This is a genomic window from Massilia sp. Root418 (assembly GCF_001425265.1).
GTDB lineage: Bacteria > Pseudomonadota > Gammaproteobacteria > Burkholderiales > Burkholderiaceae_D > Rugamonas.
In genome coordinates, this window is sequence record NZ_LMEC01000001.1 from 279,282 (window position 1) to 304,896 (window position 25,615).

Below are 25,615 nucleotides of genomic sequence, written 5' to 3' on the forward strand. Positions count from 1 at the left end.
GGGACCGCATGCGCCTGTTCCGCTTCCGCAGCCTGGAGACCCGCATCGTCACGCTGTTCCTGGTGCTGATCGTGGCGGTGCAGGTGGTGGGCCTGCTGCTGATCCAGCGCGGCATCGACAACAACGCGCGCGCCGCCATCGGCGTGGAGCTGAACAACGGCGCCAAGGTGTTCCGCCGCCTGCTGGAGCAGAACGCGCAAAGCCTGCGCTTCGGCGCCCGCCTGCTGGCGCGCGACACTGCCTTCGTGGCCGCCATCGGCAACAACGACGAATCCGACCGCGCCACCATCGAGTCGGCGCTGGCCAACAGCGGCCGCCGCATCAAGGCCACCGCGTCCATGCTGGTGTCGTCCGAACGCAAGATCACCGCCACCACCAGCCAGGCGCAGTCGGCCGGGCTGGAAAAGCTGGTCATGGGCATGCTGGACGAGGCCGAGGCGTCGGACGGCGCCAACGGGGTCGCCGTGGTGGACCGCTATCCCTATCAGGTGGTGGTGATGCCGGTCAAGGCACCCATCGTCATCGGCTACATCGTGATGACCTTCCCGATCGACGGCCAGCTGGCGGCGGAAATGCAAAGCGTGACCGGACTGCATACCTCCATCCTCACGCGCGACCGGCAGGGCAACCTGCTGCCGGTGGCGTCCACCTTCGGCGTGCCGGCGGTGTCCGGCCTGGTGACGCAGTTGCAGGCCAAGCCGCGCCAGCAGGACGCGCCGTTCGACGCCGACGTGCAGGGCGCGCGCTACAGCGTGCGCCAGTTGCTGATCGGCGAGGACGCGGGGCAGGCCGTGAGCGTACTGCTGGCGCGCTCCATTGACGAAGCCATTTCCGAATACGCGCGCCTGGAGCGCTGGCTGCTAGGGCTGACCATCGCCGGCATCGTCATTTCGGCCATGGCCAGCGTGTTTACCGCCAAGCGCATCGCCCAGCCGCTCACGCTGCTGGCCGATACCGCCAAGCGCCTGGAGCGCGGCGACTACAAGGGCCAGATCGAGTTCAAGCGCGAAGACGAGATCGGCGCGCTGGCGCAAGCCTTCGACAGCATGCGCGACGGGATTGCCAAGCGCGAGCAGGAAATCCGCCGCCTGGCGTACTGGGACACCCTGACCGGCCTGCCCAACCGGGCCCAGTTCGTGCTGCACCTGAACGATTCCATCGCCGAGGCGCGCAAGCGCGACACGTCGGTGTTCGTGCTGATGATGGACCTGGACCGCTTCAAGCACGTCAACGACGTCATGGGCCACAGCTTCGGCGACGCGCTGCTGCGCCAGGTGGCGGGCCGGCTGCAGCTGCAAGTGGCCAACCGCCGCGACACCTCGGCGCAGGTGGCGCGCCTGGGCGGCGACGAGTTCGTGGTGCTGCTGCCCGATACCACCCTGGAGCAGGCGCAGCTGACCGCGCGCGACATCCTGGCGGCGCTGGAAACCCCGCTGTCGCTGGACGAGCAGATGGTGGACATCGGCGCCGGCCTGGGCATCGCCGGCTACCCGCTGCACGGCGACAGCGCCGAGGCCGTGCTGAGCGGGGCCGAGGTGGCCATGTACAGCGCCAAGCAGCGCAACGACGGCGCCGTGGTGTACGACGCGGCCATCGACAAGTCCAGCGAGCAAAGCCTGTCGCTGCTCACCGAGCTGCGCAACGCGGTCGAGCGCAACGAGTTCCGCCTGTTCGTGCAACCCAAGATCACGCTGGCCGACGGCAAGGCGGTGGGCGCCGAAGCGCTGGTGCGCTGGGTGCACCCCGAGCGCGGCAATGTTTTCCCGGACCAGTTCATCCCCTTCGCCGAGCAGACCGGTTTCATCCGTGTGCTGACGCGCTGGGTCATGGAGCAGTCGGCCGTGCTGTGCCGCGAGCTGGCCGAACAGGGCATCGCGCTAAAAATTTCCGTCAACCTGTCCACCCGCGACCTGATGGACCAGGACTTGCCCGTGAAATTCGCCGAGCTGCTGGCGCGCCACCAGCTCGGGCCCGGCGCGTTCTGCCTGGAGATCACGGAAAGCGCCATCATGGACGATCCGGTGCGGGCGCAGAACACGCTGGAGCGCCTGCACGCCATGGGCATGGACTTGTCCATTGACGACTTCGGCACCGGCTATTCCTCGCTGGCCTATCTGAAGCGGCTGCCGGTGGACGAGCTGAAGATCGACAAGTCCTTCGTGCTCAATATGGAGAACGACATCGGCGACACCAAGATCGTGCGTTCCACCATCGACCTGGGCCACAACATGGGCTTGCGCGTGGTGGCGGAGGGCATCGAGACCGAAGCCGTGTGGCGCCTGCTGGCGCGCATGGGCTGCGACCAGGGCCAGGGCTATTTCATGAGCCGCCCCATGCCGGCCGCGCAGCTGGCCGGCTGGCTGGCGCAGTGGCAGCCGCCGATCGCGCTGGCCGGCGCCGATGCGAATGCGGGCGCCAATGCAGCCACGGGCGCCCAGCGGCCCGCGCTCACCGAATAAAAAGCGCCGCAGCGGGTTCTGGAACATTTCAAATTTGTCACATTCCACGCTATGATCGATTTCGGCGTGGCAACGGCCCCGCCATCCCCGAATAACATTGGACGAGACGACTTCCCATGCAATTACGACGTGCTTCCCTGATCTTCGCCATGGCCGCTGCCTTCAGCGGCGCCGCGCTGGCGCAAACCTGCCCCGGCAACGGCTCCGCTGTCAGCTACCCGCTCAGCAAGAAGGTGGACCAGCAGGACAACTACCACGGCACCACGGTGGCCGATCCCTACCGCTGGCTGGAAGACGCCAACAGCGCCGAGACCAAGGAATGGGTGGACGCCCAGAACAAGCTGACGCAAAGCTACCTGGGCCAGATCCCCGCGCGCGAAGCCATCAAGGCGCGCCTGACCAAGCTGTGGAACTTCGAGCGCTACGGCGTGCCCTACAAGGAAGGCGGGCGCTACTTCTACAGCCGCAACGACGGCTTGCAGAACCAGTCCGTGCTGTACACCATGAAGACCCTGCAGGACACGCCGCGCGTGCTGCTGGACCCGAACACCCTGTCCACCGACGGCACCGTGGCGCTGGCAGGCGCCGCCGTCAGCCCGGACGGCAAGCTGCTGGCCTACAGCACCGCCGCTTCCGGTTCGGACTGGAACGAAATCAAGGTGCGTGCCATTGACAGCGGCAAGGACACCGAAGACCACATCAAGTGGGTGAAGTTCTCCAGCACCGCCTGGAACCACGACGGCTCCGGCTTCTACTACAGCCGCTACGACGAACCGACCGAAGCGACAAGGCTGGCCGGCGTGAACTACTTCCAGAAGCTGTATTTTCACAAGATCGGCACGCCGCAAAGCGCGGACGTGCTGGTGTACGACCGCCCGGACCAGAAGGAGTGGGGCTTCGGCGCCGAAGTAACCGACGACGGCCGCTACCTCATCATCAACGGCAGCCACGGCACCGAACGCAAGAACCGCGTGTTCGTGAAAGACCTGGCCAAGAAGGACAGCAAAGTGGTGGGCTTGCTGGAGCAGTTCGATGCGGCCTACGACTTCATCGCCAACGAAGGCCCGCTGTTCTACTTCCGCACCGACAAGAACGCGCCGAAGTCGCGCATCATCGCCATCGACATCCGCAAGCCGGCGCCGGACCAGTGGAAAGAGCTGGTCCCCGAAGCGGCGGAAACGCTCACCTCGGCCAACATCATCAACAAGCAGCTGGTGCTGAACTACCTGACCGACGCGCACAGCGCGGTCAAGATTTTCGACCTGAAGGGCAAGCCGGTACGCACGCTGGAGCTGCCGGGCATCGGCTCGGCCAGCGGCTTTAACGGCAAGGCCAGGGACACCGAAACCTTCTACGCCTACACCAGCTTCACCACCCCGGCCACCATCTACCGCTACGACATGAAGAGCGGCAAGAGCAGCGTGTACCGCCAGCCGAAGGTGGACTTCGACCCGGCCGCGTATGAAACGCGCCAGCAGTTCTTCACCAGCCGCGACGGCACCAAGGTGCCGATGTTCATCGTGGCCAAGAAGGGCCTCAAGCTCGATGGCAGCAACCCCACCTATCTGTACGGCTACGGCGGCTTCAATGCGTCGATGACCCCGTCGTTCTCGGTGGCCAACCTGGCGTGGCTGGAAATGGGCGGCGTGTACGTGCTGGCCAACCTGCGCGGCGGCGGCGAGTACGGCGAAGCCTGGCACAAGGCCGGCACCAAGCTGCAGAAGCAGAACGTGTTCGACGACTTCATCGGCGCAGCCGAATGGCTGGTGGCCAACAAGGTGACGTCGCCGGCCAAGCTCTCCATCGGCGGCGGCAGCAATGGCGGCCTGCTGGTGGGCGCGGCCATGACGCAGCGTCCCGACCTGTTCGCGGCCGCCATTCCGGCGGTGGGCGTGATGGACATGCTGCGCTTCCAGAAATTCACCATCGGCTGGGCCTGGACCTCGGACTACGGTTCGTCGGACAACCCGGAAGAGTTCAAGGCCCTGGTCAAGTACTCGCCGCTGCACAACCTGAAGCCGGGCAGCTGCTACCCGGCCACCATGGTCACCACCGCCGACCATGACGACCGCGTGGTGCCCGCGCACAGCTTCAAGTTCGCCGCCGCCGCGCAAGCCGCGCAGGCGGGCGCCAATCCTATCCTGATCCGCATCGACACCAAGGCCGGCCACGGCGCAGGCAAGCCGACCGCCAAGCAGATCGAGGAAGTGGCAGACCGCTGGGGCTTCCTGACCCGCGCGCTGCAGATGGACTCACCGGCCGCCCCGCTGTCCGGCGGCGCCCAATAAGGCCGTTGCATGGCGGGCGGCAGCCCGCCATGCAAGCCGCCCCGCAGCCTCGTTTGAACACGCGCCCTCCGGGGCGCGTTTTACCATCCACCCACCACGCCCATGACCAAGCCCGCCTCCCTGCTCGCACTCCTGCTGCTGACCGCCATCCCCTCCGCGCCTGTCTTCGCCGCCGACGCGCCTAAAACGCTCTCCGAGCACACCAGTGGGCTGCAGGCGCAGCCGGGCTTCATCGACGTCTGGCGCGACAGCGACAAGGGCAGGGTGCTGCTGTCCGTGGCTGCGCTGGACCAGCCCTTCCTGCTGGTGAGCTCCCTGCCGTACGCGCTCGGCTCGAACGACGTGGGCCTGGACCGCGGCCAGCCCGGCGAAGTGAAGATGGTGCGCTTCCGGAAGCACGGTGCGCGCCTGTTCCTGGTGCAGGACAACAGCCGCTTCGTGGCCGCCTCGCGCGACGCGGACGAGCGCGCGGCCGTGGCCGAATCCTTTGCCGGCGCGGTGCTGTGGGCCGGCGACATCCTCGCCAGCGACGGTGGCAAGCACCTGGTGGACTTCTCCAGCTTCCTGCTGGCCGACCAGCACGGCGTGGCCAGCCGCATCGCAGGCGCCAAACAGGGCGCCTACAGCGTGGACGCGAGGCGCAGCGCCGTGCTGCCCGAGCTGGCCAGGAGCTTCCCCGACAATACCGAGCTGGAGGCGCTGCTGACCTTCCAGGGCCCCGGCCAGGGCGAATACGTCAAGCAGGTGGCGGCCGATCCGGCCAGCCTGTCCATGCGCCAGCACATCAGCCTGGTGCGCCTGCCGGATACGGGCGCCGGCGCCGGCGCCACGCGCTATCAGCCGCGCGTCTACCACCCGGCCTCCGGCGGCTTCGATACCGGCTACTACGACTTCGCCACGCCGCTGGCCAAGAGCCTGGACGTGCGCTGGCAAGTGCGCCACCGCCTGGAAAAATCCGATCCCGCCGCCGTGGCAGCCGGCACGCCCGGCGCCGTGAAAAAGCCCATCGTCTACTACGTGGACCGCGGCGCGCCGGAACCCGTGCGCAGCGCCTTGCTCGACGGCGCCCGCTGGTGGGCCAGCGCCTTCGAGAAGGCTGGCTTCAAGGACGCCTACCGCGTCGAGCTGCTGCCCGAAGGCGCCGACGCCATGGACGTGCGCTACAACGTCATCACCTGGACCCACCGCGCCACGCGCGGCTGGTCCTACGGCAATGCGCTGTCCGACCCGCGCACCGGCGAAATCATTCGCGGCGCCGTCAACCTCGGCTCGCAGCGCGTGCGGCAGGATATCCTGATCGCCGAAAGCCTGCTGGCGCCTTACGGCAAGGGTGGCGGCGCGGACAAGCAGAAGCTGGCGGAGGCCATGGCGCTGGCGCGCTTGCGCCAGCTGTCCGCGCACGAAGTCGGCCACACGCTCGGCTTTGCCCACAATTTCGCGGCCAGCCGCCACGGCAACGGCTCCGTGATGGACTATCCCCACCCGGTCCTGAAGATCAACGCCCAGGGCGAGATCGACGTGCAGGATGCCTACGGCGTGGGTGTTGGCCCGTGGGACGACTACATCGTCAAGCACGTCTACGGCCAGTTCGCCAGCGAAGACCAGGCTGCAGCGGCGCTGGCGAAACTGCGCGCCGAGGCGCGCGCCGCCGGGCTGGAATACGCCGGCGACAGCGACGCCCGCTCGCCCGGCTCGGTCCATCCGCAAGGCCTGCTGTGGGACTTCGGCCCCGACTCGATCAAGACCTGGGATGCGCTCGGTGCCGTGCGCCGCAAAGCGCTGGACCAGTTCTCGTTCGCCGTGCTGCCCGACGAGCGCCAGGCCGGGGAACTGGAAGCGCGCCTGGTGCCGGTCTACCTGCTGCAGCGCTATCAGGGCGAAGCGCTGGCGCGGCTGGTCGGCGGCGGCGACTTCGAATACGGCACCAGCGGCGACGTGAAAGCGGGGCTGGCGAAAGGCGGCGTGCGCGTGGTGCCCGCCAGCACCCAGCGCGATGCGCTGGCCCGCCTGGCCGATACGCTGCGCGCGGAGTACCTGGCCCTGCCGGCCGGCGTGCTCGACCAGCTCACGCCGCCTGCGCAAGGCTATGAGCGCAACCGCGAGTACTTCCAGACCGGCATGGACAGCGTGTTCGACGCCTTGTCCGCAGCGGAGGCGGGCGCCGCGCACAGCGTGGGCTTCCTGCTCGACGCGGCGCGCCTGAATCGCCTGGCCTGGCAGCATGCGCGTGATCCGCAGCAGCCCGGCGCAGCCGAAGTGGTGAACCTGCTGCTGCAGCGGACCTGGAAGCGCGAGCCGGTGCCCGCGTCACTGCCGGGCGGCGAGGCGGTGCAGACCGCCGCCAACTGGGTGCTGCTGGACGCCACGCTGAATGTGCTGGACGGCGGCAGGCTGCATCCCGGCGTGCAGGCCGAACTGCGCGGTGCCGCCGCTGACTTCGCGGCGTGGCTGGCGAAGCATCCCGGCCAGGGCACCACTGTGGCCAGCCGCAAGCAGGCCGCCGAACTCCTTCGGGCCTACTTCGCAGACCCCCGCAGCGTAAAACTGCGCGCCTTGCCATCCGTGCCGCCCGGCGCCCCGATCTGATCCGGCGCGGCCCGTCACAGCCCGCCATGGCGTCACGCACGGCCCGGCGGGCCGGCCCGGTGCGGGAGATGGCCCGACCGGTCGGCCGCTTCTTCCTACAGCCCGTGCTGCGCGCAGAACTTCTCCAGCGCAGCGGTGCGGCGGCCGGCCCGCTGCTGCGCCGATTTCTCCACGGCCGCGATGCGGGCCTTCTGCTGGCGCAGTTCCTTGTCCGCCACCAGATGGCCCGGATAGTCCCCATTGCGGCGGTCCACCGCGCCGCGCAGGTTGGCCCCCTGCAGCGCCTGCATGACTTCGCTTTCCGGGATTGGCCCCTTGAACCCGGTGGGGCTGAGCTGGTGCCAGTTGCCGGTGTCGGCTTCCTGCCACGACAGAATGCCGCCGCTGGTGACCGACAGCGGCGACCAGACGTTCTCCTTCAATGTGAAAGGGCCGGACGATCCGCCGTTTTGGTAAAACGACGGCAGCACGAAATCGGACACCCAGACGCCGTTGAGCGCATAGGCGCAGCCCAGGCTCTGGCACGGATCGCATACCTCCACCAGAAACCTGACCGTCTTGCCGCTGCCCCTGGGGTCCGGCCCGGTGCGGAAGTTGGCGCCGAGCGGGTCGATCAGCATCTCGATCGCCTCGTGGCTGGCCGCCAGCGACCACATGCCCTTGGCCTGGTGCTGCACGATGGCGATCACCGGTTCATCGCTGCGTTCGGGCCGCGAATGCATGCCGCCCACGCCGTGCGCGTCCGGCACCACCAGGATCTGCCAGTATTCGCCGGGCGCGTCGCTGGCGTGCTCGAACGGCATGACGATGCCCGACACGTTCCAGTGCGGGGCCACGTCGCGCGCCAGCTGCTGGCTGATGGCCCCCGCGATTTTCGACAGCTCGGACATGGGGATGGAGACGCCGCGCGGCGCCAGCGCAATGGGTTGCATGTCCACTCCCGCCTCAGTTGTCCCTGGCCTTGTGCACCGCGTCCACCTTGTCCGAGATCGAGGTGACCGCATCGCCGATGCCCATCAGGGCGTCCATCAGGTCGGGCAGCGACACCGAGGCGTTGGCCTTCTGCGCCTGGTCCAGGCCCGCCTTGAGCGCATCCAGTATCTTCTTGTCGTCGATCTTGTACAGGCTGCGGTAGTTGGCAATCTGCAGCGACAGTTCGGCTGCGGCCGCGCGGTCGGCCGCGCTGGCCAGGCAGTTGCGCGGCGTAGCGGCGCTGCGGCAGGGGGCCAGGCTGTCCCAGTTGGCGCGGATGGACTTCGCGGTCATCCAGCGCCGGATCGTGATCGAGGCGCCGAGGTTGGAGCGGTTCATCTGCGTGGCAAGCGGCGAGGCGCTGGCGGGGTAGACCACCTTGCTGCCGAACTTGCCGTCCTTGGTGTCCTCGGCCAGCTCCTTGCGCGCCTCTTCCAGTTGCGGCAACAGGCTGGCGACGGTGGCGCGTACCGCCTTTTCGCGCTGCGCCGCTTCGCCGTACTTGAGCAATTCCTTCGCCAGATCGCCCCACGCCATGATCAGGCCAACCACTGGTGCGATGGCCGTTGCGTTGAGCGCCGGATCGGCCGACAGCTTGGCGTTGGCGGCGGTATCGGCCGCGAACAGTGCCATGCAGCGGTTGAAGTTATCCTTCTTCTTTTTGGCTGCCGCTTGCAGCTCCGCCCCCGGCGCGCCGTCGGCGTTCGCCTGGGCTTCCTTGTTCTTGCGGATCTGCTTGACGTAGCCGGCGAAACTGGTGTCGTCCGGCTTGGTGGCCACCTTGCTGACGGTTTCCAGCGCATCGCTGAACTGCTGCAGATCGGCCGCGGTGGCGCTCAAGCCCTCCGGCGCGCCGCACACCAGGCTTTGCGGATTGGCGGCGGGCTGCTCGACCAGGCCGAGTGCGTTCGCCTGGATCACATCGCTTTCCGCCGCCTGCACCACGGCTGCGGCCTTTGCGAGCGCCGCCACCGGTTCCTCAAGCGCGTTGTTGAAGGTCTTGGCGGTGCTGCAGCCGCCCAACGCGGCCAGCGTGAACAGGGCGGCAACGGCGGGCAAGAACGAACGGACAGTTGGCGATACGACGCTTAAAGGCATGGTGCGCTCCGGGTCTGGGTTAAAAAGATATCATTTTTACATTTTGCTCCTAATCGTGCATCTTAAATCTCTCGAATATTCACGCCGCACCAACAGGAGGCACCAAGGCGGTGCGCGCACAGAATCGGTGCGCCGCGTAGCACGCGGGAGTTGGTGTGAAATCAAGGGCTTAGCTGACCGCACCAAATTGGTACGAAATTTGCTTGTAAGAACATTCTTTATTTCATCTTGCATCCTTTTGGGGAGTGTTTTGGTATGACTGGTAACAATTCTGGTGCAGACGCGCTATTCATCCTGCTCGGCGCCATCATGATCCTGGCAATGCACGCCGGCTTCGCCTTTCTTGAGCTGGGCACCGTGCGCAAGAAAAACCAGGTCAACGCGCTGGTGAAAATCCTCGTGGACTTTGCGGTGTCCACCATCGCCTACTTTTTTATCGGTTACGGCATTGCGTACGGCGTGAACTTCTTTTCCAGCGCCGACGTGCTGGCGGCGAAGAACGGCTACGAGCTGGTGAAGTTCTTCTTCCTGCTCACCTTTGCCGCCGCCATCCCGGCCATCATCTCCGGCGGCATCGCCGAACGCGCGCGTTTTCATCCGCAGCTGATCGCCACCGCGCTGCTGGTCGGCTTCGTCTACCCCTTCTTTGAAGGCATGGTGTGGAACCAGCGCTTCGGTTTCCAGCAATGGCTGCTGCACAGCTTTGGTGCGGAGTTCCACGACTTCGCCGGCTCGGTGGTGGTGCACGCGATGGGCGGCTGGATCGCGCTGCCCGCAGTGCTGCTGCTGGGCGCGCGGCGCGGCCGCTACATGAAGAACGGCGCCATCGCGGCCCATCCGCCGTCCTCGATACCTTTCCTGGCGCTGGGCGCCTGGATCCTGACCGTGGGCTGGTTCGGCTTCAACGTAATGAGCGCGCAGGCGCTAGACAAGATGAACGGCCTGGTGGCGGTCAATTCGCTGATGGCCATGGTGGGTGGTACGCTGGTGGCTGTCCTGATGGGTAAGAACGACCCCGGCTTCGCCTATAACGGCCCGCTGGCCGGCCTGGTGGCGGTGTGCGCAGGGTCCGACCTGATGCACCCGCTGGGCGCGCTGGTCACCGGCGGTATCGCCGGCGCCGTGTTCGTGTGGATGTTCACGCTGGCGCAAAACAAGTGGAAAATCGACGACGTGCTGGGCGTCTGGCCGCTGCACGGCCTGTGCGGCGCCTGGGGCGGCATCGCCGCCGGCGTCTTCGGCCTGAAGGGGCTGGGCGGCATGGGTGGCGTGTCCTTCGCGTCGCAGCTGATCGGCACCACGCTGGGCGTCGCCATTGCCGGCGCATCCGGCTACGTCATCTACGGCCTGCTGAAGGCCACAGTGGGGCTGCGCCTCGATCCGGAGCAGGAATTCCAGGGCGCCGACTTGTCGGTGCACCGCATCAGCTCCACGCCTGAGCGCGAGTCGAACTGGTGAGCCTGCGCGGCTATAGTCTATAGTTGCGGGATATGCCGTATCAACATGAACAGAAAGGCAATCCCATGCAAACATGCTCCGTAGGCCTGATTGGTTATGGCCTCGCCGGCAAGGTCTTCCACGCGCCGCTGATCGTTGCCGCCGCCCCGGCTGGCTTGGCGCTGGCGCGCATTTCCAGCAGCAGCGCAGACCCGGACGAGGTGCGGCGCAGCTATCCCGATGTCACGCTCGACGCCGGGCCGCAAGCCATGCTGGATGATCCCCGGATCGGCCTGATCGTGGTGGCCACGCCAAACGCCAGCCACTATGCGCTGGCGCGCGCCGCGCTGGAAGCGGGCAAGCACGTGGTGGTCGACAAGCCCTTTGTCGTGTCGTCGGCGGAGGGCGAGGCCCTGATCGCGCTGGCGCAGGAGAAGGGCTTGCTCATCAGCGCTTTTCACAACCGCCGCTGGGACAACGACTTCCTGACGCTGCGCAGCTGCATCGAGTCCGGCAGCCTGGGCCAGGTCCATTCTTACTACGCGCACTTCGACCGCTATGCGCCCCAGGTGAAGCCGCGCTGGAAAGAGGAGGAGCAGCCGGGCGCGGGCATCCTGTGGGATTTGGGATCGCACCTGATCGACCAGGCGCTGCAGCTGTTTGGCTTGCCGCGCGCGGTGACGGCGGACCTGTCGGTGCAGCGCGCCGGTGCGCTGGTGGAAGACTATTTCCATCTCACGCTGGACTACGGCCATTGCAAGGCGGTGCTGCGCGCCGGCATGCAAGTGTGTGCGCCCGGGCCGCGCTATGAAGTACATGGCACGCAGGGCAGCTTTTCCAAATATGGAATCGATGGCCAGGAAACGGCATTGAAGGAAGGCGCCAGGCCGGGTGACGCTGGCTGGGGCGGCGACGACAGCGCCCACTACGCCACGGTGACCTTGATGGAAGACGGCGCCGCCGTGGCGCGGCGCGTGCCGACGCTGGCGGGCAGCTACGAAAGCTACTACGCAGGCATGGGAAAGGCGATCAATGACCGCCAGCCCGTCCCGGTGGCTGCGGAGGAGGCGCTAAACGTGGTGCGTGTCATCGAGGCTGCCAGGCAGAGCCACCGCGAGCGCCGCACCGTCGATTTTCCATCGTAAGCTGCAGCGGCGGGGCCGACGCCCGCAGGCGCCCCCGCAGCTTGTGCTGCTTAGCGGTGAATTACCACCAGAATGGCCTTGGCCTCGGTCTTGCCCGCATTGCGGATGGCGTGATCGAGGTCTCCCGGGTAGCGGGCCGTGCCGCCCATCTTGACCTTCTTCTTGCTGCCGCCCACCTCAAGCTCCATCGCACCGTGCAGCACCGTCAGGTGCTCGGTGGTGCCGGGGTCGTGCGCCTGGGACACCAGTTCGCCGCCCGCCGCCAGCGTTAGCTCGTACCACTCATACTTTCCCGCCAGTTCCATCGGTCCCAGGATGCGCATCGTGTAGCCGGCGTGGGCGCCGGGCAGGGTGGGCGTCTCGTGCGCGTCCAGGATCCTGATCGTCTCAACACTCTTTCCCTGCTCCGACAGCAGTTCGCCGATGGCCACGCCTAGTGCATTGGCCAGTCGCCACGTGATGGCGATGGTGGGGTTGGCCTTCTCGCGCTCGATCTGCGACAACATGGATTTCGACACCCCGGCTATGCGGGACAGGTCTTCCAGCGTCAGGCCGCGCGCCAGGCGCAGTCGTTGCAGGGCGGCGCCGACTTCCGGCGGGGCGTTGTTCGGGATAGATGCGCTCATGCGGTTTTCATTCTTTTATATGTTGCAAAGTTCACTGGCGTTCGATATTATCCACTATATTGAACTTGAGTTCGAAATAACGGATTTCAGGAGTGCGGTGAAAAAACTGGAGTAAACTCCATTCAGCCCACAGCATAACCCCACACCACCAAAAGAGGAAGATCATGAGCGAGCAAGCGAAAAACGCCTTCTACACCGGCCTGCAGCAGAACCTGGACACCCTGCGCGAACAGGGCCTGTACAAGCCTGAGCGCGTGATCGCTTCCCGCCAGGGCGCCGAGGTGGTGGCGCAGGACGGCCGCACGCTCATCAATATGTGCGCCAACAATTACCTGGGCCTGTCGGGTGAGGAGTGGGTGGCCAAGGCGTCCATCGATGCTACCGAGAAGTACGGCTACGGCCTGTCGTCGGTGCGCTTCATCTGCGGCACCCAGACCGTGCACAAGGAACTGGAGCAAGCCATTTCCGCCTTCCTCGGCACCGAAGACACGATTCTCTACGCGGCCGCCTTCGACGCCAACGGCGGCGTGTTCGAGCCCCTGTTCGATGAGAACGACGCCATCATCTCCGACGCGCTGAACCACGCCTCCATCATCGACGGCATCCGCCTGTGCAAGGCCGCGCGCTTCCGCTACGCCCACAACGACATGGCCGACCTGGAAAAGCAGCTGCAGGACGCGGCCGGCAAGCGCAACAAGATCATCGTCACCGACGGCGTGTTTTCCATGGACGGCACCATCGCCCAGCTGGACAAGATCGTGGCGCTGGCCGAGCAGTACGGCGCGCTGGTGATGATAGACGAATGCCATGCCTCCGGCTTCATGGGCAAGACCGGGCGCGGCACGCACGAACACCACAATGTGCTGGGCAAGATCGACATCATCACCGGCACGCTGGGCAAGGCACTGGGCGGCGCCATGGGCGGCTTCACATCCGGCCGCAAGGAAGTGATCGACACGCTGCGCCAGAAATCGCGTCCCTACCTGTTCTCCAACACGCTGGCGCCGTCGATCGCCGGCGCGTCGCTGGAAGTGCTCAAGCGCCTGTCCGCTTCCACCGAGCTGCGCGACCGCTTGCACGAAAACACCGCCTACTTCCGCAAGGAGATCGAACGCATCGGCTTCACCATCAAGCCGGGCACCCACCCGGTGGTGCCGGTGATGCTGTTCGACGCGCCGGTGGCGCAGAAATTTGCCGCGCGAATGTATGAGCTGGGCGTTTTGCTCAGCGGCTTCTTCTACCCGGTAGTACCGATGGGCCAGGCCCGCGTCCGTGTGCAGCTCTCCGCCGCCCACACCCGCGAGCAGCTGGACACGGTACTGGCAGCATTCGAACAGGCGGGCCGCGAACTCGGCTTGCTGAAGAACTAAACCAAAGAACAGAAAGAACAGCATGGAACGCATCTTAGTCATTGGCGCAAACGGCCAGATCGGCAGTGAACTGGTGGACGCGCTGGCGCAAAAACATGGCGCCCACAACGTCATCGCCACCGACATCGGCGCCAAGAATGTCTACAACGCAGCGCGCTACCAGGTGCTGAACGTACTGGACAAGGAAGCCCTGGAGACCCTGGTCGCTTCCGAAAACATCACCCAGGTGTACCAGCTGGCGGCCATGCTGTCCGCCACCGGCGAAGCGGCGCCGCTGAGGGCCTGGACCCTCAACATGGACGGCCTGCTCAACATCCTGGAAGTGGCGCGCGTGCGCGGCGAACAGGGCAAGCCGCTGCGCGTGTTCTGGCCGTCCTCGATCGCTGCCTTCGGTCCCAACACGCCGTCGCTCGACACGCCGCAGCTGACCGTCATGGACCCGACCACCATCTACGGCATCAGCAAGCTGGCCGGCGAGCGCCTGTGCGAGTACTACTTCCTGAAATACGGCGTGGACGTGCGCAGCATCCGCTACCCGGGCATCATCAGCTACAAGTCGCCTCCGGGCGGCGGCACCACCGACTATGCCATCGCCATTTTCCACGCGGCGCTGCGCGGCGAGACTTACGAGTGCTTCCTCGGCCCGCAAACCACGCTGCCGATGATCTACATGCCCGATGCCATCCGCGCCACCGTGGAGCTGATGGAGGCACCGGCGTCGCAAATTAAAGTGCGTTCCTCTTATAATGTGGCCGGCGTGTCGTTCAACCCGGCGCAACTGGCAGAGGCGATCACTCGCGCCGTGCCCGGGTTCAAGATCGAGTACAAGCCGGACAGCCGCCAGGCGATTGCAGATACCTGGCCGCACAGTCTGGACGACTGCCACGCGACTGCCGACTGGGGCTGGAGAGCCCGCATTGGCACCGAAGAGATGGTCAAGGACATGCTGGCGAACATCGACGTCAGCCTGGGCCAGGCCGCCTGAATAGCTACCCGCTAACTACTATAAAGAGACATCCAATGGACATGAGCGTTTTCGACCTGTTTAAAATCGGCATCGGGCCGTCGAGTTCCCACACCGTGGGACCGATGGTGGCGGCGCGCCGCTTCCTGGTCGATGCCGGTCCGCTGGATGATGTGGTGGCGGTGGAAGCGGCCCTGTATGGCTCGCTCGCGCTGACCGGCGTCGGCCACGCCACCGACAAGGCGGTGATCCTGGGCCTGATGGGCGAAACGCCGCAGCACGTCGATCCCACGCAGGTGGACGCCATGCTGGCGGCGGCCGAGCAGCAAAAGGAACTGAAGCTGCTGGGCACCCACCCGGTGCCCTTCACGCGCGCTGCCAATCTGCTGTTCCACAAGAGCGAGACGCTGCCGGAGCACCCGAACGGCATGCGCTTCACTCTCAAGCGCAGCGGCGGCTCCGTGCTGAGCAAGGTGTACTACTCGGTGGGCGGCGGCTTTATCCGCGAAGAGGGCGAAACCGGCGGCATCGACGGCCGCCCGGCCGTGGAGTTGCCGTATCCCTTCGATACCATGGCCCAGCTGCTGGAGCACGGCAAGCGCACCGGCCTGACCATTCCGCAAATGCTGCGCGCCAATGAGCTGATGCGCGTGTCCGAGGATGAGCTGAACGCGGGCGTGGACCGCATCTGGCACGTGATGCGCGATTGCATTGCGCATGGGCTGGAGACGGCCGGCCAGCTGCCGGGCGGGCTGAATGTGAAACGCCGCGCGGCGGGCCTGTGGCTGCAGGCGAAGGGCGGCGACGTCGCCAACGCGCTGCCGCACGACGCGCTGCATCAGGTGAGCCTTTACGCCATGGCGGTAAACGAGGAAAACGCCGCCGGCGGCCGTGTTGTGACGGCGCCGACCAACGGCGCGGCGGGCATCATCCCGGCGGTGCTGCGCTACTATGCGGAAGACTGCCACCCGAGCGATCCGGTAAAGGGCGTGCGCGAGTTCCTGCTGACGGCTGCGGCCATCGGCATGCTGTGCAAGCGCAACGCGTCGATTTCCGGCGCGGAGATCGGTTGCCAGGGCGAAGTCGGCGTGGCCTGCGCCATGGCGGCGGCGGGCCTGGTGGCGGCGCTGGGCGGCACCAATCTGCAGATCGAGAACGCGGCTGAAATCGGCATCGAGCATCATCTCGGCATGACCTGCGATCCGATCGGCGGCCTGGTGCAGATCCCCTGCATCGAGCGCAACGGCATGGGCGCGGTGAAGGCGATCACCGCCGCCTCGCTGGCGCTGAAAGGCGACGGCACCCACTTCGTCAGCCTGGACGACGTGATCGAAACCATGCGCCAGACCGGCGCGGACATGCAGGTGAAATACAAGGAAACCTCGCTGGGCGGGCTCGCGATTCACGTCGTCACCGTCAACCACGCCGCCTGCTGATCAGCGCCCGCCGGCGCCGGCGCCGGCGTCAACGCGGCTGCGCCAGCGTGCGCAAGGCCACCGGCCCGCGCCATTCCGCTTTGCCTGCCAGGCCTCCGGTTTCAAAAAAATAGGCGTGTTCGCCGTCGCATGTCACAAACACCGAACGGCGCGTGAGATCCATGCGTAGTGCGTTGTCCACAATGCGCATGGTCCCGGGCGGTGCCTGGTCCGGCTTTCCTCGCACTGCCTGTGCAGCCGGCATCCATGTCGCCAGATAGTCCGCGCTCGCGTTCAGCACCAGCGCATGCAAACGGTCGTCCACAATTCTTGGCAGGTCCAGGCACGTGTCGCCTGCCGAATTGCGGCAGCCTGCTGCGGGGGCGTGTTCAGAAAAGAAGCGCTTGCTATCGAACTCCGAACATTGCGCGGCGGCTATTGCCGGGACGCTCAGCAGCAGGGCCAGCCACGATCGCATCGTGCGGGTTATGGTGTGACCGATAGCTTGTGCAATACCAGCTGCGTGATGGGATGTGGCCAGGTCGTCGGCGAAGGCAGGCGTGGCGCTGGCGGCCATGGCGGCGAGGACGATCGTAGGCAGTTTGAGCACGGTGGCCTGGTGGGTGTTGTGGAGTTTAGTAGCGGCCAACGAGGCGCGCGTGGAGCAGTTCACGCTCGGCACCCGGTGGTGAAAGGTAGCTGATTTTGCCGGCGACTACGGTGGCTACCGGCAGCCCTTCGCGGAACAGGATACGGTTTCCCGGCACAGCGGGCACTTTGTCGCCTGGCAGCAGCGTACCGCACAGATTGAGCGGATCCACGCCAGAGATGCACACCAGGCTGCCGGTCTTCTCGCGCCGCCGCACTTCGCGCAGCAGCGGAATAGCTTCAGGCAGGGCGAACTGCTCGCCGGAATAGCCGGCCACGAAACGCCCACCCCGGATCTCGCCGCGCGCCTCAAGCCGGTGGTAGACCGGCAGCAGTTCACGCCACGATGGCAGCCACGACGCTTCCCGCTCCAGCAGACGCCAGAACATCACGCCATAGCGCCGCAGCAGCGTCATCGCAACGTATTCCAGCGTCTCCGGCGGCAAGCGTGGCTTGCGCGCAGGCTTGCCTGGCGCGGAGGCGACGTCCGCCCGGGCTGGGCGAGCCTCCGGGCCTGCGCCAGCCTGGCTGGCGGACGCATTGGCCGCGAGCGAGGTGTCGCGCCGCACCAGCGCCCATCGGCCGGCTTCTTCCATCGTGGGCCCGGCGCCACGGCGGCGGCGCTTGTCGTTGCTGGCCCGCTTTGCGGCGGGTAGCAGCATGGCGCGCATGCCGGCGAAGCTGTCTGCATTAACCAGCCCGACCGACACCAGCTCGCCCAGCGCATTCTCCAGCTCCACCGGCAGCATGCGCGCGTCATGCTGCAGCTCGTCCAGGAACATGGCCCCGTGCCGCTGCAGCAGTTCCAGCACGCTGGCCGCGCGCGACGACACTTCGGGCGGTTCGCTGGCCGCGTTCAGGCTGTGCCACAGCGCGGCCTGGCGGCGCGGCAGCAGCACGATGGGCGTGCTGCGCACCGGGCCGCCGGCAGCCGATCGCGGCGCGCCGACGCGCGTCCATACCACTTTGCCGGCTCGGCACAAGTCGTCCAGCCAGAGGATGGAATAGTCGCGCAGGCGCTGGGCCAGCAGGTCGCCTTCCCAGGCCCCGGCGGCGGCCTCGTAGCCTTCCAGCTGGGCCAGCACAGCGGGCAGGGAGTCCTGGCCCTGCAGCTGCGTGTCTTCGGTCAGGTGCTGCCAGTCGAACAGGAAACGCATGAAGTCCTGCTGTTCGACGGGCTCGATCTCCCGCCGCAGCCGCTTGATGGTGTAGCGGTGGATGCGCGCGAGCAGATGGCGTTCGCACCATTCCTCTTCCGCCACGCCCGGCGTGAAACGCCCGCGCATGACGTAGCCTTCGCTTTCCAGCTGGGCCAGCGCGATGGCTGCGGTGCTCTCGGGCAGCGCCAGCGGCCACGCGATGGCGCCCAGCGGCTGCGGACCGAAGCCGGTGAGGCGGGCGCGCAGCAGTTCGGTCAGCGCGCTGTCGCGCGTCCAGTCGTCGGGGCCGTTGCCGCGATGGCTGTCGGGAATGGCCAGTGCGGGCGTGGCTGTGGCGCCTGGGTAGGCGGCTTGCACGCAGTCCAGGCGTTCCAGCGCGACCCACAAGTCGGCGCGGCCATACAGCGCGGCGTTATCGGTACCAGTAGCGCGCAGGCGGGTTGCGCGGCCCTGCTGCGCCAGCGTGGCCAGCCACTCCGGCCAGCCAGGCTGCCGCTGCGCTTCCTCGTCCGTGACGCAGGCCAGCGCTACCAGCGCCTCCTGCACCTCGTCCGCGTTGCGCGCGTTCGGCCAGGCTTCCTCGGCCACGCCGGCGATGGCGTCCGCGTCCAGTGCGCCCAGGTCGCCGGTGCTCGCGGGGTCAGTCCAGCGGCGGTTGATCACGGCTTGCGTGCGGCGCTCTTCGAGCGGCGCGTCGTCCAGGAAGGCGTAGGGACGGGCGTTGAGGATTTCCATGGCCAGCGGGGAGGGCGCCGGCAGGTCGCGCGCGATCAGGCGCACCTCGCCCGCTTCCATGCGGCGCAGCAGCGCCAGCCAGCCCTCGCTGTCCATGGCGTCGTGCAGGCAGTCGTCCAGGGTCTGGTCTACCAGCGGGTGGCTGGGCAGCTCGCGCTCGCCGACGATATTCTCCAGGCACGCGGCCTGATCCGGAAACACGGACGCGAGCAGGTCGTCGCTTTTCATGCGCTGCAGTTGCGGCGCCACCTTGCGCCCGCCCGTGAAGCGCGGCAGCGCCAGCGCCGTGGTGGCGTTCCAGCGCCAGCGCACATTGAACAAGGGCGCATCCAGCAGGGCCTGCACCAGAATCTGCTCTGCGCTGTTGGAGCGCAGGTAGCGCCACACTTCTTCCAGCGGGAAGCTGTGGCTGGTGGACAGCGAGAGGATGATGGCGTCCTCGGTGGCGGCGGCCTGCAGCTCGAAGTTGAAGGTGCGGCAGAAGCGCTTGCGCAGCGCCAGCCCCCAGGCGCGGTTGACCCGACTGCCATACGGGGCGTGAATTACCAGCTGCATGCCGCCGGATTCGTCGAAGAAGCGCTCCATCACCAGCGTGTCCTGCGTGGGCAGTTCGCCTAGCGCGGCGCGCGCCACCGCCAGGTAGTCGACGATTTGCCGCGCCGCCGCGTCGCTCATGCCTAGATGCTCGTCCAGCCATGCCACCGCGCGCTCCAGCGCTGCCGCGCCATCGCCATCCGCGCCGCCAACGGGGCCGCCAGTGCCACCGCCTTTCACGTCGCCGGCCTGGTTGCCGCTGCCGGGGCCAGCCAGCTGGCGGCCAATCTCGCCGCGCAGGCGCGCCACACCGGCGGACAACTCGTCGCTGCGGCCCGGCGCCTCGCCCAGCCAGAACGGAATATTGGGCGCTGCGCCGTGTGCGTCCTCCACCCGCACCTTGCCCGCTTCGACTTTCATGATCCGGTAGGAGGTGTTCCCAAGCTGGAAAACGTCCCCGGCCAAGCTCTCCACTGCGAAGTCCTCGTTTACGGTGCCAACCGACTGCCCCTGCGGCTCCAGCAGCACCGTGTAGTCAGCGTTGTCCGGTATGGTGCCGCCCGAGGTGACGGCCGCCAGCTTGCCGCCGCGCCGCCCGCGCAGCGAACGGGTGGCCGCGTCGCGGTGCAAATAGGAGCCGCGCACGCCGTTGCGCGTGGTGTAGCCATCGGCCAGCATGCGCAGCACGTCGTCGTACCGCGCGCGTTCCAGCCGTTCATAGGGCTGGGCGCGGCGTACCAGGTCGAACAGATCGTCCTCGCCCCATTCGCGGCAGGCCACTTCGGCCACGATCTGCTGCGCCAGCACGTCCAGCGGCGCGACCGGAATGCGCAGCGCGTCGAGCTCCCCGCGCCGCACGCAGTCCAGCAGCGCGGCGCATTCGATCAGGTCGTCGCGCGAGGTGGGAAACAGGCGCCCCTTGGGCATGCCGCCCACGTGGTGGCCGGAGCGGCCCACGCGCTGCAGCAGGGCGGCGATATTGCGCGGCGAACCCACCTGGCACACCAGATCCACGTCGCCTATGTCGATGCCCAGTTCCAGCGACGCAGTGGCGATCAGTACCTGCAGCTCGCCCTTCTTGAGCCGCTGCTCGGCCGCCAGGCGGTATTCCTTGGCCAGGCTGCCGTGGTGCGCCGCGACGTGTTCCGCCCCGAGCCGGTCGCCCAGGTGGCGCGCAATGCGCTCGGATAGGCGGCGCGTGTTGACGAAGATGAGCGTGGTCCGGTGCAGCACCACCAGCTCCGCCATGCGGTCGTAGACCCGCTCCCACACCTCATTCGGCATCACCGCTTCCAGCGGCACCGGCGGCAGCTCCAGCGCCAGGTCGCGGGCCCGCACGTGCCCCACGTCCACCACGGCGCATTCATGCGCGCCGCCGCCGCCCACCAGGAAGTCCGCCACCGCCGACAACGGCTTTTGCGTGGCCGACAGGCCTACCCGCACAGGGCGGTGGCCGCCTGGCCCCTGCAGCGCGCACAGCGCATCCAGCCGCTCCAGGCTGAGCGCGAGGTGGCTGCCGCGCTTGCCGCCTGCTACCGCGTGGATTTCGTCCACGATCACCGTGCGCACGGTGGCCAGCATGGCGCGGCCGCTATCGGAGCCTAGCAGCACGTACAGCGATTCCGGCGTGGTGACCAGGATGTGCGGCGGGCGCCGCCGCATGGCGTTTCGCTCCGCCGTGGTGGTATCGCCGGTGCGCACCGCAGCGCGGATACCGTGTGCGGGCAGGTCCATGGCGGCAAGCCGCGCGCCGATACCTTCCAGCGGCGCTTCCAGGTTGAGGCGGATGTCGTTCGACAGCGCCTTCAGCGGCGAGACGTACAGCACCTGGGTTTCGTCCGGCAGCGGGCCGGCGCTGCTCTCGCGCACCAGCGCGTCGATGGCGGCCAGGAAGGCGGTCAGCGTCTTGCCCGAGCCGGTGGGCGCGGCCACCAGGGTGGGGCGGCCGGATTGGATCAGCGGCCAGGCACGCTGCTGCGCCTCGGTCGCACCAGGGAAGGCCGCGCCGAACCACGCCGCGACGGCGGGATGGAAGGCGGCAGGGCTGGTCGAGGGCGCGCGCTTGTTCATGATGGATCAGGTTGGGGCGCGGCCGTGGATGGCAAGGGCTGCCGTCGCCCGCTCAGCGCAGCGCCCTGGCGCGCAGCGCTTCCAGCGTCTTCGGCAGGCTATCCTTGCTCATGCTGTCCACGATCCAGCCAGCGCCCATCGGTACAGGTCCGGGATCGGTGTAGACATAATACTGCACCACGGTCTTGCCGCTGTCCCCGGCGACCGGCGCCAGTTGCCAGAAGCCGTCCGTGCCGGCGATGGTTTCCTCGTTCTTCAGCGCGGCGTTGGGCACCATGTCCCAGGCCAGCCGGCACTGCTGTGGGCTGACCTTGGGCGTCATTTCCAGGCGGTATTTCTTAACTTTTCCGAGCGGCAACTTCAGCGTCATGTCCACCAGCGGGCTCCCGCTGGCCGATTTCGACAGCGCCGTGTGCGACACGCTGGGCATGAAGCCCGGGTAGCCGGCGTAGTCCTGGATGATGCCGCACAACCTGGCCATCGGGGCGTTGATGATGGTGGCGGCCAGAAAGGCTTTGCCCTGCGGCTTCCCGGACGGCACCTCCTGCAGCGTCACGTCCTTTTCGGACAGCTTGGCCGGGTCGATGGCGTCGGGCGCCGCAGCGCAGGCGCCGGCACACAGCAGGGTAGCCGGCAGCGCCAGCAACTTGGTTGTCACGGTCATGGCGATTCCTTTTCCACGCCCGCGCGGACCGCTTCCACGTCCACCTTGAGCAGATACGATTCGATATTCTTCCATACGGCGTGGTAGCCGTAGCCGCCTTCCTTCATTTCGCGCAGCGCGTCTTCCTTGCTGCGCTGCTGGTACAGGATGCGGTACATGGCCGTCACCAGGCCGGTGCGGTCGGCGCCGTGCTGGCAGTGCAGCAGCACCGGTCCATGCTGCTCGGCGGTGCGGATGGCGCGCAGCGCCTCGATGATCTTGCGGTCGCTGATGTCCCAGGTGTTGATGGGAACACTCACCGGCTTGATGCCGCTGCCCTTCAGCACCTTCTCGTCGTTGTGGAAGGCGCGCAGGCTCACCACCGTCTTGATGCCGAGCGCTTGCAGGCGCTTCACGTCGTCCTTGCGCAGCAGGGCACTGCGGAAGAAGGTGGGCGTGACGCTGTACAGATTGCCCGGCTCGTGGATCAGTGTGGCCCAGTCCTGGTGGCGCTGCGAGGCGGCGGCGCTCTCGCCGGCGCCCGCCGGCGGCAGGACGGCCAGCGCCAGAGTACCTATAGTCAGCATACCCGCCGACAGCGCGCCTGCCTCCGGCAGCGACCGGACCCACAGCCGCAGCCGCGCAGCGAGTCTTATGCAGTGGCCCATCATGCCGCGCGCGCGCCGGCGAAGACCGGCGTCGCCGGCTGCCCGAGCACCTGTGCCAGCACCTGGCTGGCGGCATCCGGCTTGCCCAGTGCGCGCGCCCGGACAGCCATGGCGGCCAGGCGCGCCGGATCGCGCAGCAGCAATTGCACGCGGTACTCCAGCGTCACCGCGTCGAATGCCTTGAGCGCCACGCCTTGCTCCAGCAGGAAGTCCGAGTTGCGCTCTTCCTGGCCCGGAATCGGCGAGTTCACGATCATCGGCAAACCCATGGCCAGGCACTCGGACGTGGTCAGACCGCCCGGCTTGGTGATCACCAGGTCAGCGCAGGCCATCAGGCGCTCGACCTGGTTGGTGAAGCCCTGCGGCAGCAGCCGGCCCGGATGGCGCTGCGCCAGGCGCTGCAAGGCCGCCAATGCCTGCGCGTTCTTCCCGGCCAGGACGATCAGCTGGAAGTCGCCTTCCAGCGCAAGCAGCCGCTCCGCCACCGTCTCCAGGCTGCCCAGGCCCGCGCCCCCGCCCATCATCAGCAAGGTGGGGCGGGCCGGGTCCAGGCCGAATTCCGCCGCGGAGGCGGCGCGCTGCAGCGGCTGGCCGAACGCCGGCATGATGGGAATGCCCGTCTGGTGCACGCGCGCGGCCGGCACGCCCGAGGCGCGCATGCGGAACGCCACCTCGTCGTTGCCGGCGAAGTAGCCCGCCATGTTCTCCTGTATCCACAGGCGGTGCAGGTCGAAGTCCGTCACCTGCACCCACACCGGGCAGGCCAGCTCGCCCTTGCCGATGGCGCGCGACAGCAGTTCGGCCGGGAGAAAGTGGGTGCAGATGATGGCGTCCGGCTGGAAGGCCTCGATCTCCTTGAGCAGCGCGCGCGTGTTCAGGCGCTCCACGCCGCGCCGCAGCCGCTGCATGGAGCTGTGCGCCGGGGCGTCGTGCGTGGCCTGGTACAGATAGCCCCACAGCGCGGGCATCTTGTTCACCAGGGTGATGTAGAAATCGGTGTACAGCTTGCGGAAGCCGGCGCTGACGTAGTCCATCACGTCCAGGTGCGTGGCTTGTACGCCGTCGCCGGCGTGGGCGCGGATCGCTTCGGCGGCGCGCATGTGGCCGGCGCCGGCCGAAACACTCAACAGCAGGATTTTTCGCGGTTTCATCGACAACCCAAGGAGGCGGAAATAGCAATCATACCAGATTGCCTTTTTACTAAACAACGGCCCCACGCCCTTATTCGAAATATACATAAAACAATGCGATATAACAGCGATGGCCGAGCCGCACTATAATAGACGCTCGATTTCGCACGCCAACCGGACTTTCTCATCTATGCAATATGTGTCTACCCGCGCCGCAGCGTCGGCCGCATCGCAGTCTCCGCAACAGTTCTCCGACATCCTGCTGGGCGGCCTCGCTCCAGACGGCGGCCTGTACCTGCCTACCGAATACCCGCAAGTGACCGGCGCCGAGCTCGATGCCTGGCGCAAGCTGTCCTATGCCGAACTGGCCTTCGAGATCCTGAAGAAGTTCGCCACCGACATCCCGGAAGCCGACCTGAAAGCGCTGACCGCGAAGACCTACACCGCCGGCGTGTACCGCAATGCGCGCGAGGGCGAGTCCTCCGCCGAGATCACGCCGCTGCGCGTGCTGGAAGAATCCAAGGGCAAGAAGCTGGTGCTGCAGGCGCTGTCCAACGGCCCCACGCTGGCCTTCAAGGACATGGCCATGCAATTGCTGGGCAACCTGTTCGAATACGCGCTGGCCAAGAAGAACGCTGAACTGAACATCTTCGGCGCCACCTCGGGCGACACCGGCAGCGCCGCTGAATACGCCATGCGCGGCAAGAAGGGCATCCGCGTGTTCATGCTGTCGCCGCACAAGAAGATGAGCGCCTTCCAGACTGCGCAGATGTTCAGCCTGCAGGACCCGAACATCTTCAACATCGCCGTCGAAGGCGTGTTCGACGACTGCCAGGACATGGTCAAAGCCGTCTCCAACGACCTGCCGTTCAAGGCCAAACAGAAAATCGGCACCGTCAATTCCATCAACTGGGCGCGCGTCGTGGCGCAGGTGGTGTACTACTTCCGGGGCTACCTGGCCGCCACCACCAGCAACGACCAGAAGGTGTCCTTCACGGTCCCGTCGGGCAATTTCGGCAACATCTGCGCCGGCCACATTGCCCGCATGATGGGCCTGCCGATCGACAAGCTGGTGGCCGCCACCAACGAAAACGACGTGCTGGACGAGTTCTTCCGCACCGGCGTGTACCGCGTGCGCAAGTCCGCCGAGACCTACCACACCAGCAGCCCGTCGATGGACATCTCCAAGGCCTCCAACTTCGAGCGCTTCATCTACGACCTGGTGGGCCGCGACGCCGACCGCACCCGCGCGCTGTTTACCAAAGTGGAAACGCACGGCGGCTTCGACCTGTCCGGCTACCCGGGCAGCGACGGCGACGAGTTCACCAAGGTGGCCCAGTACGGCTTCAAGTCCGGCAAGTCCACCCACCAGGACCGCCTGGACACCATCCGCGACGTGGCCGACGACTACGGCATCGTGATCGACACCCATACCGCCGACGGCATCAAGGTGGCGCGCGAGAACATGGAAGCCGGCGTCACCATGATCGTGCTGGAAACCGCACTGGCGGCCAAGTTCAACGAAACCATCCTGGAAGCGCTGGGCGAAGACGCCGAGCGTCCGGCCGGTTTCGAGAACATCGAAGCGCTGGAGCAGCGTTTCGTCGTCATGCCGGCCGACGTGGCGAAAATGAAGGACTACATCGCCAGCAACACGGGACTGTAAG

At 66.8% G+C, this 25,615-nt stretch carries 17 protein-coding genes; 9 read left to right on the forward strand and 8 right to left on the reverse strand.

From position 1 onward, the window contains the following. The first annotated feature begins 8 nt into the window (after positions 1–8). The 3 genes from ASC94_RS01125 (at position 9) to ASC94_RS01135 (ending at position 7,333) form a co-directional block, all read left to right on the forward strand. A complete protein-coding gene (locus tag ASC94_RS01125) occupies positions 9–2,459 on the forward strand; it encodes an EAL domain-containing protein (protein WP_056389533.1) in 2,451 nt (816 codons plus the stop codon). 116 nt (positions 2,460–2,575) lie between these two features. After that, positions 2,576–4,747: a prolyl oligopeptidase family protein gene (locus ASC94_RS01130; RefSeq protein ID WP_157201232.1), complete on the forward strand. Its 2,172-nt coding sequence runs from the start codon at positions 2,576–2,578 to the stop codon at positions 4,745–4,747. 102 nt (positions 4,748–4,849) lie between these two features. After that, positions 4,850–7,333, forward strand: coding sequence for a zinc-dependent metalloprotease (locus ASC94_RS01135; RefSeq protein WP_056389538.1), 2,484 nt, complete (start codon positions 4,850–4,852; stop codon positions 7,331–7,333). Between the two features lie 95 nt (positions 7,334–7,428). Here ASC94_RS01135 and ASC94_RS01140 read toward each other — a convergent pair whose 3' ends face one another. Together ASC94_RS01140 and ASC94_RS01145 are read right to left on the reverse strand one after the other, a co-directional pair. Then, the gene (locus ASC94_RS01140; protein ID WP_056389541.1) at positions 7,429–8,265 is read right to left on the reverse strand and encodes a hypothetical protein; all 837 of its coding nucleotides are present in this window, start codon (positions 8,263–8,265) and stop codon (positions 7,429–7,431) included. 13 nt (positions 8,266–8,278) lie between these two features. Continuing rightward, positions 8,279–9,403: a hypothetical protein gene (locus tag ASC94_RS01145; protein ID WP_157201233.1), complete on the reverse strand. Its 1,125-nt coding sequence runs from the start codon at positions 9,401–9,403 to the stop codon at positions 8,279–8,281. A gap of 255 nt (positions 9,404–9,658) precedes the next feature. Between ASC94_RS01145 and ASC94_RS01150 the strand changes: the two genes are divergently transcribed. Beyond that, positions 9,659–10,861 carry an ammonium transporter gene (locus tag ASC94_RS01150; protein ID WP_056389545.1) on the forward strand — a complete coding sequence of 401 codons (1,203 nt, stop codon included), beginning with the start codon at positions 9,659–9,661 and terminating at the stop codon, positions 10,859–10,861. 65 nt (positions 10,862–10,926) lie between these two features. Beyond that, positions 10,927–11,985: an oxidoreductase gene (locus ASC94_RS01155; protein ID WP_056389549.1), complete on the forward strand. Its 1,059-nt coding sequence runs from the start codon at positions 10,927–10,929 to the stop codon at positions 11,983–11,985. A gap of 50 nt (positions 11,986–12,035) precedes the next feature. Here ASC94_RS01155 and ASC94_RS01160 read toward each other — a convergent pair whose 3' ends face one another. After that, positions 12,036–12,611: a helix-turn-helix domain-containing protein gene (locus ASC94_RS01160; RefSeq protein WP_056389552.1), complete on the reverse strand. Its 576-nt coding sequence runs from the start codon at positions 12,609–12,611 to the stop codon at positions 12,036–12,038. Positions 12,612–12,775: 164 nt separating this feature from the next. Between ASC94_RS01160 and kbl the strand changes: the two genes are divergently transcribed. From kbl to ASC94_RS01175, 3 genes are read left to right on the forward strand one after another with little or no spacing between them, the layout of a single operon-like run. Further along, positions 12,776–13,981, forward strand: coding sequence for a glycine C-acetyltransferase (gene kbl, locus ASC94_RS01165; protein ID WP_056389553.1), 1,206 nt, complete (start codon positions 12,776–12,778; stop codon positions 13,979–13,981). Positions 13,982–14,003: 22 nt separating this feature from the next. Next, positions 14,004–14,966, forward strand: coding sequence for an NAD-dependent epimerase/dehydratase family protein (locus tag ASC94_RS01170; RefSeq protein WP_056389556.1), 963 nt, complete (start codon positions 14,004–14,006; stop codon positions 14,964–14,966). Between the two features lie 35 nt (positions 14,967–15,001). Next, the gene (locus ASC94_RS01175) at positions 15,002–16,381 is read left to right on the forward strand and encodes an L-serine ammonia-lyase (RefSeq protein ID WP_056389559.1); all 1,380 of its coding nucleotides are present in this window, start codon (positions 15,002–15,004) and stop codon (positions 16,379–16,381) included. A 28-nt stretch (positions 16,382–16,409) separates the two neighbouring features. On the opposite strand, the gene ASC94_RS32225 is transcribed toward ASC94_RS01175, so the two are convergent. From ASC94_RS32225 to ASC94_RS01195, 5 genes are all read right to left on the reverse strand, one after another. After that, complete coding sequence (locus tag ASC94_RS32225; protein ID WP_157201234.1) at positions 16,410–16,970, reverse strand: hypothetical protein; 561 nt, start codon at positions 16,968–16,970, stop codon at positions 16,410–16,412. 25 nt (positions 16,971–16,995) lie between these two features. Beyond that, positions 16,996–21,507, reverse strand: a complete 4,512-nt coding sequence (locus ASC94_RS01180) for a DEAD/DEAH box helicase (protein WP_056389562.1) — start codon at positions 21,505–21,507, stop codon at positions 16,996–16,998. 52 nt (positions 21,508–21,559) lie between these two features. Beyond that, a complete protein-coding gene (locus tag ASC94_RS01185) occupies positions 21,560–22,171 on the reverse strand; it encodes a hypothetical protein (protein ID WP_056389565.1) in 612 nt (203 codons plus the stop codon). Continuing rightward, a complete protein-coding gene (locus tag ASC94_RS01190) occupies positions 22,168–22,737 on the reverse strand; it encodes a dual specificity protein phosphatase family protein (protein ID WP_056389568.1) in 570 nt (189 codons plus the stop codon). The genes ASC94_RS01185 and ASC94_RS01190 overlap by 4 nt, the downstream gene beginning before the upstream one ends. An 80-nt stretch (positions 22,738–22,817) precedes the next feature. After that, complete coding sequence (locus ASC94_RS01195) at positions 22,818–23,969, reverse strand: glycosyltransferase (RefSeq protein WP_056389571.1); 1,152 nt, start codon at positions 23,967–23,969, stop codon at positions 22,818–22,820. A 169-nt stretch (positions 23,970–24,138) separates the two neighbouring features. Here ASC94_RS01195 and thrC point away from each other — a divergent pair, with 169 nt between their 5' ends. Then, positions 24,139–25,614 carry a threonine synthase gene (gene thrC / locus ASC94_RS01200; RefSeq protein ID WP_056389574.1) on the forward strand — a complete coding sequence of 492 codons (1,476 nt, stop codon included), beginning with the start codon at positions 24,139–24,141 and terminating at the stop codon, positions 25,612–25,614. Position 25,615: the final 1 nt, after the last annotated feature.

Bases quoted from the DNA above. Each gene is read 5' to 3' on its own strand.
- ASC94_RS01125 (WP_056389533.1), top strand. From the start codon at position 9: ATGCGCCTGTTCCGCTTCCGCAGCCTGGAGACCCGCATCGTCACGCTG.
- ASC94_RS01130 (WP_157201232.1), top strand. From the start codon at position 2,576: ATGCAATTACGACGTGCTTCCCTGATCTTCGCCATGGCCGCTGCCTTC.
- ASC94_RS01135 (WP_056389538.1), top strand. From the start codon at position 4,850: ATGACCAAGCCCGCCTCCCTGCTCGCACTCCTGCTGCTGACCGCCATC.
- ASC94_RS01140 (WP_056389541.1), bottom strand. From the start codon at position 8,265: ATGCAACCCATTGCGCTGGCGCCGCGCGGCGTCTCCATCCCCATGTCC.
- ASC94_RS01145 (WP_157201233.1), bottom strand. From the start codon at position 9,403: ATGCCTTTAAGCGTCGTATCGCCAACTGTCCGTTCGTTCTTGCCCGCC.
- ASC94_RS01150 (WP_056389545.1), top strand. From the start codon at position 9,659: ATGACTGGTAACAATTCTGGTGCAGACGCGCTATTCATCCTGCTCGGC.
- ASC94_RS01155 (WP_056389549.1), top strand. From the start codon at position 10,927: ATGCAAACATGCTCCGTAGGCCTGATTGGTTATGGCCTCGCCGGCAAG.
- ASC94_RS01160 (WP_056389552.1), bottom strand. From the start codon at position 12,611: ATGAGCGCATCTATCCCGAACAACGCCCCGCCGGAAGTCGGCGCCGCC.
- kbl (WP_056389553.1), top strand. From the start codon at position 12,776: ATGAGCGAGCAAGCGAAAAACGCCTTCTACACCGGCCTGCAGCAGAAC.
- ASC94_RS01170 (WP_056389556.1), top strand. From the start codon at position 14,004: ATGGAACGCATCTTAGTCATTGGCGCAAACGGCCAGATCGGCAGTGAA.
- ASC94_RS01175 (WP_056389559.1), top strand. From the start codon at position 15,002: ATGGACATGAGCGTTTTCGACCTGTTTAAAATCGGCATCGGGCCGTCG.
- ASC94_RS01180 (WP_056389562.1), bottom strand. From the start codon at position 21,507: ATGAACAAGCGCGCGCCCTCGACCAGCCCTGCCGCCTTCCATCCCGCC.
- ASC94_RS01185 (WP_056389565.1), bottom strand. From the start codon at position 22,171: ATGACCGTGACAACCAAGTTGCTGGCGCTGCCGGCTACCCTGCTGTGT.
- ASC94_RS01190 (WP_056389568.1), bottom strand. From the start codon at position 22,737: ATGCTGACTATAGGTACTCTGGCGCTGGCCGTCCTGCCGCCGGCGGGC.
- ASC94_RS01195 (WP_056389571.1), bottom strand. From the start codon at position 23,969: ATGAAACCGCGAAAAATCCTGCTGTTGAGTGTTTCGGCCGGCGCCGGC.
- thrC (WP_056389574.1), top strand. From the start codon at position 24,139: ATGCAATATGTGTCTACCCGCGCCGCAGCGTCGGCCGCATCGCAGTCT.